The sequence below is a fragment of the Aeromonas sp. QDB68 genome, from assembly GCF_027707405.1.
Classification (GTDB): Bacteria; Pseudomonadota; Gammaproteobacteria; order Enterobacterales; family Aeromonadaceae; genus Aeromonas; species Aeromonas caviae.
Genome location: NZ_JAPCIQ010000043.1, coordinates 21,532 through 33,110, shown reverse-complemented (window position 1 = coordinate 33,110; position 11,579 = coordinate 21,532). Strand labels below are relative to the sequence as shown.

Annotated in this window: 12 protein-coding genes; 8 read left to right on the top strand and 4 right to left on the bottom strand. The window is 56.7% G+C overall.

Features of this window, described 5'->3' with window-relative positions; translation table 11 throughout:
- Nucleotides 1–148: 148 nt before the first annotated feature.
- Entirely contained in the window at nucleotides 149–832 is a 684-nt protein-coding gene (locus PG892_RS13450) for an inovirus Gp2 family protein (RefSeq protein ID WP_270825487.1), read from the bottom strand.
- A gap of 474 nt (nucleotides 833–1,306) precedes the next feature.
- The gene (locus PG892_RS13445; RefSeq protein WP_076362302.1) at nucleotides 1,307–1,483 is read right to left on the bottom strand and encodes a helix-turn-helix transcriptional regulator; all 177 of its coding nucleotides are present in this window, start codon (nucleotides 1,481–1,483) and stop codon (nucleotides 1,307–1,309) included.
- A 407-nt stretch (nucleotides 1,484–1,890) separates the two neighbouring features.
- On the opposite strand from PG892_RS13445, the gene PG892_RS13440 reads away from it, so the two are divergent.
- Nucleotides 1,891–2,859, top strand: coding sequence for a hypothetical protein (locus tag PG892_RS13440; RefSeq protein WP_198497917.1), 969 nt, complete (start codon nucleotides 1,891–1,893; stop codon nucleotides 2,857–2,859).
- A gap of 58 nt (nucleotides 2,860–2,917) precedes the next feature.
- Here the strand turns inward: PG892_RS13440 and PG892_RS13435 are convergent, their stop codons facing one another.
- Entirely contained in the window at nucleotides 2,918–4,243 is a 1,326-nt protein-coding gene (locus PG892_RS13435; protein ID WP_198497916.1) for a tyrosine-type recombinase/integrase, read from the bottom strand.
- A gap of 460 nt (nucleotides 4,244–4,703) precedes the next feature.
- Here PG892_RS13435 and ppk2 point away from each other — a divergent pair, with 460 nt between their 5' ends.
- From ppk2 to PG892_RS13420, 3 genes are all read left to right on the top strand, one after another.
- Entirely contained in the window at nucleotides 4,704–5,528 is an 825-nt protein-coding gene (gene ppk2, locus PG892_RS13430; RefSeq protein ID WP_010673303.1) for a polyphosphate kinase 2, read from the top strand.
- A 159-nt stretch (nucleotides 5,529–5,687) separates the two neighbouring features.
- Nucleotides 5,688–6,749 carry a PQQ-dependent sugar dehydrogenase gene (locus PG892_RS13425; RefSeq protein ID WP_223954176.1) on the top strand — a complete coding sequence of 354 codons (1,062 nt, stop codon included), beginning with the start codon at nucleotides 5,688–5,690 and terminating at the stop codon, nucleotides 6,747–6,749.
- Nucleotides 6,750–6,765: 16 nt separating this feature from the next.
- Complete coding sequence (locus tag PG892_RS13420) at nucleotides 6,766–6,921, top strand: entericidin A/B family lipoprotein (RefSeq protein ID WP_010673301.1); 156 nt, start codon at nucleotides 6,766–6,768, stop codon at nucleotides 6,919–6,921.
- Nucleotides 6,922–6,966: 45 nt separating this feature from the next.
- On the opposite strand, the gene PG892_RS13415 is transcribed toward PG892_RS13420, so the two are convergent.
- Nucleotides 6,967–7,761 (bottom strand): DeoR/GlpR family DNA-binding transcription regulator, encoded by a 795-nt coding sequence (locus tag PG892_RS13415; protein ID WP_010673300.1) that lies wholly within the window; start codon nucleotides 7,759–7,761, stop codon nucleotides 6,967–6,969.
- A 256-nt stretch (nucleotides 7,762–8,017) separates the two neighbouring features.
- Between PG892_RS13415 and ltnD the strand changes: the two genes are divergently transcribed.
- The 4 genes from ltnD to otnI are packed head-to-tail and all read left to right on the top strand — an operon-like array spanning nucleotide 8,018 to nucleotide 11,571.
- Entirely contained in the window at nucleotides 8,018–8,926 is a 909-nt protein-coding gene (gene ltnD / locus PG892_RS13410) for an L-threonate dehydrogenase (protein WP_223954177.1), read from the top strand.
- Entirely contained in the window at nucleotides 8,923–10,176 is a 1,254-nt protein-coding gene (gene otnK, locus PG892_RS13405) for a 3-oxo-tetronate kinase (RefSeq protein WP_223954178.1), read from the top strand. Before ltnD ends, otnK begins: the two co-directional genes overlap by 4 nt.
- Nucleotides 10,169–10,801: a 3-oxo-tetronate 4-phosphate decarboxylase gene (gene otnC / locus PG892_RS13400; RefSeq protein WP_041214644.1), complete on the top strand. Its 633-nt coding sequence runs from the start codon at nucleotides 10,169–10,171 to the stop codon at nucleotides 10,799–10,801. The genes otnK and otnC overlap by 8 nt, the downstream gene beginning before the upstream one ends.
- Nucleotides 10,798–11,571, top strand: a complete 774-nt coding sequence (gene otnI, locus PG892_RS13395; RefSeq protein ID WP_201925500.1) for a 2-oxo-tetronate isomerase — start codon at nucleotides 10,798–10,800, stop codon at nucleotides 11,569–11,571. Before otnC ends, otnI begins: the two co-directional genes overlap by 4 nt.
- Nucleotides 11,572–11,579: the final 8 nt, after the last annotated feature.

Here is an 11,579-nt window from a genome sequence, read left to right as displayed (position 1 = left end):
TTTAGCGACTAATCAGATCGCACAAACTGGACTGAGTTCCCTTCCTCCGGTGATCTACTATTCGGAACAGCTATTTACCACCAATCAGCAGTTGGCCACCTCTCGCCATTCATCCATGAGTGTCGCACTTATTATCTGAATTCCCGCATTACCTTATCCGTTCACTATGCCCGAAATTACGTCCACCTTGTACTTTCGAACGCAATTTAAAGAAATATCCAATCCTCACCAAGAAGTCATAAAAATTATCATTGTGCAGAACTGCATCTCTGCGATCAAATCGATACTCTGCGTCAAGAGGGAATTGCACCAAAGATGCATAATCAGGGTATGCAAGCCTCAATGCTCTGCACCAAGCTTTACGGATACGCATAGCCATGTTATCCGTATCAAAATTAGAGTAATCACCAAGATAACCGTAATCATCTCGGTTTAATAGTAGTACCACGTGATAATGAGGGTGCTGGCTTGTTACTTGCTCCTTTACCCAGATATAACCCAAAAAGAATGGTTTGCCAGTCTGACCCTTACGGTGACGTAACGCCTGTATCTGGCTTTTTAGTGAAGAAAAAAAGCGCGTAATAACCTCTTCCTCTTCTACCTCCGGTGGAAAGCTTGTCGGCATGTCCGGATCATCCATAACTGGTATATGAGGGAAACGCAGATCAACGCGTACAGCAAACACTCGCGGGTGTTTATTCAAAAAGTTTGTGATCACCTCCACGGATGTTTTCAACTGCTCAGAGGATATTTCACCATACTTGGCCTCAACCACAACTCGCAAGTTTTTTAGCTCGTTGGGCATTAAGTAATACCCGACTTCTAATTTCATATACGCTCCTATTGTTCGAATGGAATATCCATGCCTTGGGGTTAGTGCACTAATCGTCATTAATGAGAGCTGCTACGTAAAATTTTACAGCTAACTGATACTTTGCTTTCTTATCAACCTACTGGGTTGATATACCAACCTGCATTTAGCACTCTGTGCTTTGCATATGCTGCGCTATGCCAATGGCTTGTATCTGACGTACAAGCCTGATGTATATCTGATTGGTATACACTTCGTGTATATATCACATGTTCTCGTTGGTATACTCTGTGATACACTCTGACGGTGTATCACTCTCTCCCTCGATATATCTCCTACACCCTCTACCTTGGTATACACCTTGGTGTATATATTACTATTACCGATCTTAGCGACCTCCTAAATCACCGGTGAACACGTGATTATTTTAAATAAAACCCCAGTAATACCGGTTATTAAGGCAAGAAAATTACTCTGAACTTAGCTTGCCCTCTACTATCTAGCAGATGCCTTCGAATCAATCCATTCTATTACTTCACTCTGCATCCAAGCGACCGCTCTAGGCCCTAAACGAACGACACCAGGGAACTCCCCTTTGCTCATCAAACGATAAATTGTCGCTTTGGATAGCGTCGTCATTTCCGTGACTTCTTTGAGTTTGATTAGTTTCATTTTTTGGATCCGGCTATTTTTCCATAGCTGGACCAACAATGTTAATATTTACGTTTATAGCTTCTCACATTGCCCCTAAGCCGATTAGCTATGCAGAAGAAACAATCACTAGGGAAAGTGCGAACAAGTATCCCACGAACAAAAAATGAAAATTTTAGTCATTTAATATCAATGGGTTACCAGTAAATGCTCTCGTGCCATATGACTTATTCGCACCTTCCCTAGTTTTCCCAGAGTGCTTCAATGCCACTAAGTAGGTTAGATTGCAGAGCCTGAGCCATGCACTCACAGGTCAGCCCGCCAACATAAGCAACAATAAAAGCTTGAAAAATACCATGAAAAATCACACACTAAACGCAACCATAAATCAACACAAAACACTACAATGTAGATTAAGGAGTGGTATTATGGCAATTCATGATAATGGTGTGGATGTGCAAGTTTATAAGAAATTAGATGACCCTATTTTTGTGGATTATCTCTGGTATAGAACAGGCCAAATTAATCATGCATCACCTGCAGACACCCCACCACACCCCATGTTAATGAAGTATTTAGCGCTCGCTTGCAAAGAACCTAGCGCTTACGCATTTATGCGTAACTACAATCCAAGAGATGAAAATACTTTTGAGCTTCAAAGGTGGATATGTACTTTAGAAAACGAATTTCATGAAAAATGTCTTACAGAAAAAAATTATGACTGGCTAGAAAATAAAAACACTCGGTTAAATTGCTTCATATGGAGACTAATTAGTCACATTACTATACGCGATGATAGCAGAGACCAACTATTAGATAAAAACTATGACTTTGTTATCCACCCATCATTGGTTGATGAAAACATAAAAATTCACACCAGCATGGATAGCAAAAAAAACAGCAACGTAAGCATGCAGAATATAATATCAACCATCAATAGACTCCCTTGCAATAAAGATGCAAAAGAAAAGCTAGCACGAGCCATATCTGAACTTTCTGAATCAATAATGAAAAATGATGAAATTACAGCTTGGTTTAAAAAACACAATAAAGACAAAGTTTCATGGTTACACCATTACCTAGAAAATAAAAGAATAGATTACACACCACTAGTGCTAAATAGCACTGCGGCTCAAAAAGATGATCTCATTTCATTTTTTGATGTTTTAAGCGTCGTCAATATAGACAGGTACAAACTTCTAGTTTCCAACATCAAAAAGGCATGGAGCCAAAAAATATATCGCGATAAAAATTTAGAGAAAAAACAATACAGTATTAACATGAGCAAAGACATAGGCGATATTCTTGACGAACTAAGCCACATGGAACAGAAAAATAAAAACGCCATCATAGAAGAGTTGATTAGAGAGGCATACGCAAAACGGTGCGCAATATAAAAAATGGACTGAATGATTAAATCATTCAGTCCATCACTAAAAATCATCATAGCTACATTTACTTTCTATTAAAGCTCACCTTCACAACGTTATTAACTGCTGCTTCAGTAACAGGATCTTGCATCACCTCATCAGCTACCAGTCGGCCCCAATTAATCCATACAAGGCGGGTTTTCTCGGTATGCCGTGAACGATGATAAGTTCTAACAAGTTTATTAATTGGCGTATGGTTCAAGCAAAGCTCAATAACTCTTTCCTCAACATCTAGCCTTTCTGCCCAGTTAGTAGCCGCACTACGCCGCAAATCATGAACAGTAAATGGGTCCATATCAGGTAAACATCGAGCGATTAATCGCCTTAGAGCCCGTGTAATGGAATCAACTAAAATTGGCTCTATTTCACCTGTTCTTGGACGATCAGATTCGAATACTAAATCACCATTGGCATACTGCGCCTGCTCTTCAATGACCGATTTCGCCTGAGGGGAAATAAAGACAGTATGAGCTCTACCATTTTTGGTTTCAGGTATAGTCCATATATCATCTTTTATCTGTGAAAAACGCATATTAGCGACTTCACCTCTACGACATCCGGTCAGTATTAATAACTTAATCGCATTCGCAGCAGGTATAGAAATCGTTGCATGGCGAGAAACACCACGCCCTCCGGCCGCCAAGCTACCACCACTCCCAAGATCCTCATCTATCGCCTTCCATAACCTGCGCAATTCGGGGACGGTCAACCATCGCTCTCTTGGCGAGCCAGCACTGGCACCAAAATCTTTTGGGCGCAACAGTCTCGCAGGGTTGGCCTCAAGCAGACAGTGAACCACCGCATAATCCAACATCTGGTTCAGCGTTCCCAACCCTTTACGGGTTTCGTCTTTTGTTGCACGCCTGGTTATCTCTAACGCTTGTGCCAAGTGGGCACGAGTCAGATCGATTAAGCGAATGTTGCCTAGGGTCTTCTTGAGATGACGATTCCAACGATCCTGATGGCATTGGAGGGTTTTGGGTTTGACGACCTGAGCAACGCGCTGTGCATCGAGCCATCGTCCAAGCAACTCATCCATCGTCAGGGCCGTTTCATTTTTAGCCTTTTCTTGAGCCGCAAACTTGGTGGGATCAATGCCCCGCTTCACAAGCAGCACCGCTTTCCCATGCTCCTCTCTGGCTTTAGCCAGAGTCAGGGCAGGATAACTCCCCAGCAACAATTCGCCTTCACTACCACCAATCTTGAAGCGATATACAAAACGCTTGAGGCCACTTTCACGGATTTCTATTTTGAGTCCACCACCATGCTTCGATTGAATCGCATAGCGTTTCACTTTAACCCCTTCGACTGGCTTGAGTGACGAGATCTCCAAGTCTTTACTTATCGCCATCCGTACCCCTCTCCGTACCCCTCCAGCGCAGTGCATTGGAGTGAGACTTTATGAAACCACTTGGTACAGATATATTATGTAAACAACTGTTTTTAATCAAAAAAATATTTCATATAAAACCAACTGATTCTATATGAAACTAATAATTTCTGGACTCCTAAGGGACAGGCCACTGGTTCGACTCCAGTCGGGAACGCCATACACAGCAAGGGGCTGGCATCGTCATGATGCCAGCCCCTTGTGCGTTTCTGCGCCATTTCCCCTGCATCCATGGCGGCCAGGTCCCGCCCCCCCTCTTCAATGTCTCACTGCCACCAACAACCCCGCGAGCCCCACCAAAGATGATCCCGGCCATCCCCCGGTAGTTGCCACTCCCGGTGGCGGCACACCGTCATCTACCCTTGAAGGGCGCCGTCCGGCAGGACGGCCCTCCATTCGCCGAGACACAGAGAAGGACATCATGGGCAGCAAACGAAAATCCAGAACGGAAGAACCGGTCGTGGCCGAGGCGCAAAAGCCCCTTGGCAACAAGGCATACGAAAAAGCGCTGCGCCTCTTGCACGTGGAGCTGGTCAGGCTGCAGCAGTGGGTGGTGCACAAAGGGCTCAAGGTCTGCATCGTCTTCGAGGGGCGCGACGGGGCCGGCAAGGGGGGCACCATCAAGGCGATCACCGAGCGGGTCAGCCCCCGGGTCTTTCGGGTCGTCGCACTGCCCGCCCCCACGGAGCGGGAGAAGAGCCAGCTCTACTTCCAGCGCTACATCCCCCATCTGCCGGCGGCGGGGGAGATCGTCATCTTCGATCGCAGCTGGTACAACCGGGCCGGGGTGGAGCGCATCATGGGTTTTTGCAGCGAGGAGGCGAGCGACAAATTCCTGGCTGGCACCCCCATGGTGGAAAAAGCCCTGGTGGACTCTGGCATCATTCTGCTGAAGTACTGGCTGGAGGTGACCCCACAAGAGCAGGAGCGGCGGCTGCGTGATCGCATCGACGATGGCCGCAAGATCTGGAAGCTCTCCCCCATGGACATCAAGTCCTTCGATCGCTGGGATGATTACACCCGGGCGCGGGATGCCATGTTCATCGCCACCGACACCGCCTGGGCCCCCTGGTTCGTGGCCCACTCCGAGGACAAGAAACGGGTGCGCCTCAACATCATCTCCCACCTGCTGGCGCACATCCCCTACGAGGCGCTGCCGGCGGAGCCGGTGAAGCTGCCCAAGCGCAAGATAGGCAAAGTCAAACCATCGGATCACCCGCTTCGCATCGTGCCAGCCCTCTTCTAGCCAGACGGGGTGAGCCCTGGCTCACCCCCTTTCCCTTCCAACCCCAAGGGACAACAGGCGCTGCCGGTATCATCCAATGGCTTGTTGTTGCTCACGTTTTCCCGTTTGCCTCCCCTATACTTCAGCGACATTCAGGTCTGGCCGAGCGAGGAGGCCCCCATGTTGCGACTGTTTGCCCTGCTGCTTGTCTGCCTGGTGCTCCCGGTGCGGGCACTGACCCTGACCCCGGTGGCAGGGGAGCTGCGCCACCCCTGGGGGCTCGCCTTCCTGCCGGATGGCGGCTACCTCGTCAGCGAGCGCCCTGGGCGTCTGCTGCGCATCGATGCAGGTGGCAACCGCCATGTGGTCTCCGGCCTGCCGCCCCTCGCCGCCACGGGTCAGGGGGGTCTGCTCGATCTCGCCCTGGACAGCGATGGCTGGCTCTATCTCAGCTACAGCGAGCCGGGGGACGGGGGGGCCGGCACCGCCGTGGCCCGGGCCCGGCTGCAAAAAGAGGCCCTCGTCGACTGGCAACTGCTGTTTCGCCAAGAGCCCAAGGTGGCCGGCGGCGCCCACTTCGGCTCCCGCCTGGTGCTGACGGAGGATGGCTATCTCTTCATCACCCTGGGGGATCGCTACAGCGAGCGGGAGCGGGCCCAGACGCTGGACAACCACCTCGGCAAGACGGTGCGCCTGCACAAGGATGGCCGGGTCCCCGCCGACAACCCCTTCGTCAAGACGCCGGGGGCCCTGCCGGAGATCTGGAGCCTGGGCCATCGCAACATGCAGGGGGCGGCCCTGCGTCCGGGCAGCCAGCAGTTCTGGGCTCACGAGCACGGTCCCCAGGGCGGGGACGAGGTCAACCTCATCCTGCCAGGCCACAACTACGGCTGGCCCAGAGTGACCTTTGGCGAGGAGTACGGGGGCGGCAAGATTGGCGTGGGCCAGAGCGCGCCGGGCATGACGGCACCGCGCTGGATCTGGGTGCCCTCCATCGCCCCCTCGGGCATGGCCTTTTATCAGGGGAACCTGTTCAGGGAGTGGCAGGGGGATCTGCTGGTCGGCGCCCTGCGCGGTCAGGCCTTGTTGCGCCTGCACCTCGACGGAGACAAGATAGTGTCGGCAGAGCGGCTGCTGACCGATCTGGGGGAGCGGATCCGTACCGTCAAGGAGGGCCCCGACGGCGCCCTCTACCTGTTGACGGATTCAGGCCAGGGGCGCCTGCTCAAACTGACCCCATAGCATGAAAGGAGCAAGGATGAAGACGAATCGCATGCTGCTGGTGCTGTGCACCAGCCTCTGGTTGCTGGGCTGCAACACCATCCACGGGATGGGACGGGACATCGAGAAGGCGGGGGAGGTGATCCAGGGCTCCGCCAAGCTGACGGATGCACCGGCCGCAGAGGGTCGCTGATCCCGGTCAGGCGGCGCTGTGATTCGCCCCCTGTCGCCCCTTTCCTTACCCCTGTTCGGCGCTGGCCACCAGACTGGCCAGCGGCGCCATGGTCACCCTGACCCCGTGCTGTGCCAATGCCTCGCGGGCGCTCTGGGGCAGTTGCTCGTCGGTGATCACCTGATCGATCGCATCCCAGCTCACCACGTTGAAGGTCCCCACCTTGCCATATTTGGACGAATCGCAGATGAGGATGCGCGTCGCCGCCGACTCCACCACGGCCCGCTTCACCGGCACCTTCTGTTCGCTCGGGGTGGAGATCCCCTGACTGTCCCAGGAGGAGGCTGACAGGAAGGCGATGTCCAGATGGAGGTTGCGCAGGAAGTGGGCGGTAGCCTCCCCGGCACAGGACTGGTTCTCGCGAATGACCTGCCCTCCGGTGTGATAGAGGCGGCAGCGGCCGTGCTCGATGAGGTAGGCGCAGACCATGAAGTCGTTCGTCACTATCATCAAGTCTTCCCGAAGCGCCAGCTCCCGGGCCAGCTCCAGGGAGGTGGTACCGGCATCCAGATAGACGGTGCTCCCCTCGCTCACCTGGGCGGCGGCAAGCCGGGCGATCGCCAGCTTGGCTCCCTGCATCAGGCTGCGCTTGGCGGCGTGTGAGGGCTCGCTCTTGATCCGCTGGGAGAGGCTGACCCCGCCGGAGACGGAGAGCACCCGCCCCTGCTCCTCCAGCTTCTGGATGTCGCGCCTGATGGTCATGTGGGAGACCTGCAGCCAGTCGGTCAGCTCCACTATGCTGACCACGCCGCGCTCTGCCAGCAGTTGCAGGATTCGTTGCTGTCGCTCTACGGGAATCATCTTGCCTCGCACCTCGGGGAAGGGAAGGCGCCATTCTACCCCAGCGACCTGGGAAAAAATGATAAATAACCTGAAACGGGCTCACAAATCACATTTATTCACATAAATAGCGCCGCTTTTTGATTCAAAAGAATCTCAATCCTCACAAATAACAAAAATTAACACACATTAAGTTACTTTTTGTGACATGCGCCTGATATTTCACCGCCGCAAGCCTCTACTATCGGCTCATCAGTCGTAATCGAGGAATCACGAGATGAGCACTCCCTATCATGTTGCGGTCATCGGCCTGGGCGCCATGGGCATGGGCGCCGCCCGTTCCTGCCTGCGGGCCGGGCTCACCACCTATGGCATCGACCTCAGCGAACAGGCCCGCGGCCAGTTGCAGCAGGCCGGTGCCGCCGCCGTCATGGCCGATGCCAGGCCCCTGGCCGAGACGCTCGATGCCGTGCTGTTGCTGGTGGTCAACGCCACCCAGGTGCGCCGCATCCTGCTCGGCGAAGCGGGGCTGGCTCGCCACCTCAAACCGGGCACCGCCATCATGGTCTCCTCCACCATCGCTGCCGAAGAGGCGAGCGCCCTGGCCGCCGAGCTGGCGCAGATGGGACTGCCGATGCTGGATGCGCCGGTTTCCGGTGGTGCCATCAAGGCCGATGCCGGCGAGATGACGGTGATGGCCGCAGGCTCCGACGCCGCCTTCGACAAGCTGGCCCCGGTGCTGGATGCGGTGGCCGGCAAGGTCTACAGGGTCGGCAGCGAGCCGGGCCAGGGCAGCACGGTCAAGATCATCCACCAGCTGCTGGCCGGGGTGCACATCGCGGTGGCCGCCGAGGCCATGGCGCTGGCCAGCCGGGCAGGCGTGTCCCTGGATCTCATGTATGACGTGGTGACCCATGCCGCCGGCAACTCCTGGATGTTTGAAAACCGCATGCCCCGGGTGCTGGCCGGTGACTACCAGGCCCGCTCCGCAGTGGACATCTTCGTCAAGGATCTCACCCTGGTGGCGGACACCGCCAAGGCGCTGCGCTTCCCGCTGCCGCTCGCGAGCACGGCGCTGAACATGTTCCTCGGCGCCAGCAACGCAGGGCACGGCCAGGAAGATGACAGCGCCGTCATCAAGATCTTCTCAGGCATCAACCTGCCGGGTCAGGAGGAGCAAGCATGAAACTCGGAGTCATCGCAGACGACTTCACCGGCGCCACCGACATCGCCGGTTTCCTGGTGGAGAACGGCCTCTCCACCCTGCAACTCGCCGGCGTGCCGGAGCATGACGGGGATCTGCCCCCGGTCGATGCCGTGGTGATCAGCCTCAAGAGCCGTTCCTGCCCGGCCGATGAGGCTGTGCGCGACTCCCTGGCGGCCCTCGACTGGCTCAAGGCCCGCGGCTGCCCGCGCATCTACCAGAAGTACTGCTCCACCTTCGACAGCACGGCGGCGGGCAACATCGGCCCCGTCACCGACGCCCTGCTGGCGGCGCTGGAGAGCAAGTTCACCCTGATCTGCCCGGCCCTGCCGGTAAACGGTCGCACCGTCTATCAGGGCAACCTCTTCGTCGGCGCCCAGCCGCTCGCCGAGTCCGGCATGCGCCATCACCCCATCACCCCCATGACCGACAGCAACCTGCTGCGGCTGATGGAGGGGCAGGCCCAGGGCCGCGCCGGTCTGGTGCCGTTCAATACCATCGCACAGGGTCCCGGCGCCATTGCCGACGCCTTTGAGCAGCTAACGCAAGCTGGTGTGCGCTACGCCGTGGTCGACACCCTGACCGAGCAGCACCTGCTGGACATCGCCACCGCCGCCCTCGACATGCCCCTGGTGACCGGCGGATCCGGCCTCGCCATTGGCCTGGCTCGTCAGCTTGGCAGCGGCGATCTGCAGGGTGCCCGCGAAGCGGGCTGGCCCAGAGGCAGCCGCGCCGCGGTGCTGTCGGGCTCCTGCTCCGAGATGACCAACCGTCAGGTGGCCCGCTATCGCCAGCACGCCCCTGCCCTGGCGCTGGATGTGGTGCGCTGCCTCGAAGAGGCCGACTACCCGGCCGAGCTGGCGCGCTGGGTACTGGACCAGCCCCTGACCCCGGCGCCGCTGGTCTACGCCACCACCAGCCCAGCGGAGCTGGCCCGCATTCAGGAAACCCACGGCCAGCAGGCGGCCAGCGACGCGGTGGAACACTGCTTTGCCCGCCTCGCTCAACTGCTGCAAGGCGCCGGCGTGGACCGCTTCATCATCGCCGGTGGCGAGACCTCGAGCCGGGTCACCCAGGCCCTCGGCGTCAAGGCGTTCCACATAGGCCCGCAGATCGCCCCCGGTGTGCCCTGGGTGCGGGCCATCGACGCCCCCCTGTCGCTGGCCCTCAAGTCCGGCAATTTCGGAAGCGACGACTTCTTCGACAAGGCTCAGGAGTACTTCCATGACTGAACAGGCACTGCGCGACACCATGGTGATGCTGGGGGCTTCCCTCTTCCAGCGCGGTTATGCCACCGGGGGCGCCGGCAACCTCTCCGCCCTGCTGCCGGACGGTACCCTGATCGCCACCCCGACCGGCTCCTGTCTGGGACGGCTCAGCGCCGACAGGCTCTCCCACGTCAACCTGCAGGGGGAACACCTGGGGGGAGATCGCCCCTCCAAGGAGGTGGCCTTCCACCTCGCCATCTACCACAACAATCCGGACTGCCGGGCCGTGGTGCACCTGCACTGCACCCACCTGACCGCCCTCTCCTGTCTGGAGGGGCTGGATCCGGCCAACGTCATCCGCCCCTTCACCCCCTACTACGTGATGCGGGTCGGCCAGTTGCCGCTCATCCCCTACTACAAACCGGGGGATGCCCGCATCGCCGAGGAGCTGGGGCGCCGCGCTCCCGAAGGCAACGCCTTCCTGCTGGCCAACCACGGCCCCGTGGTGACGGGCAAGGATCTGGTGGATGCGGTCAACAACATGGAAGAGCTGGAGGAGACGGCGCGCCTGGCACTGATGCTTCATGGCCACTCCATCCGCTACCTGAGCGAACCCGAAATTGATGAATTGAGGAGGATGAAACCATGAGCAAGTTTGCCGCCAATCTCACCATGCTGTTTACCGAGGTGCCGTTCCTGGAGCGCTTCGCCGCCGCCCGCGACGCAGGCTTCGAGGCGGTGGAGTTCCTCTTCCCCTACGAGTGGCCGGCCGCCGAGCTGGGCCGCCGCTTGCGCGAGCAGGGGCTCTCCCAGGCCCTGTTCAACATGCCGCCGGGCAACTGGGGCGCGGGGGAGCGCGGCATGGCCGCCATTCCGGGGCGGGAAGCGGAGTTTCGCGGCCACCTGCCAAGCGTGCGTGACTATGCCCTGGCGCTCGGCTGCACCAAGGTACACGCCATGAGCGGCATCGTGGACCCTGCTCATAGCCTCTCGGCCCACCGCCAGACCCTGGTAGACAACATCCGCTTCGCCGCCGACTTCCTGGCCGAAGATGGCATCAAGGTACTGCTGGAGCCCCTCAACGATCGGGATGTCCCCGGCTACTTCCTGGCCCACCAGCTCGACGCCCTGGCCCTGGTGCAGGAGATAGACAGACCCAACGTGGGGGTGCAGCTCGACCTCTATCACGCCCAGATCATGGACGGGGATCTCACCCGTCTCATCGGCAAGCTGGGCCCGGCCATCGGCCACGTCCAGATCGCCTCGGTACCGGATCGCCACGAGCCTGACGAGGGGGAGATCGCCTACCCCCACCTGTTCAAGGTGCTGGCGCAGGCGGGCTACCACGACTGGATTGGCTGCGAGTACAACCCCAGAGCCGGCACCCGGGAAGGGCTGGGCTGGCTGACACAACAATAACGACCCTG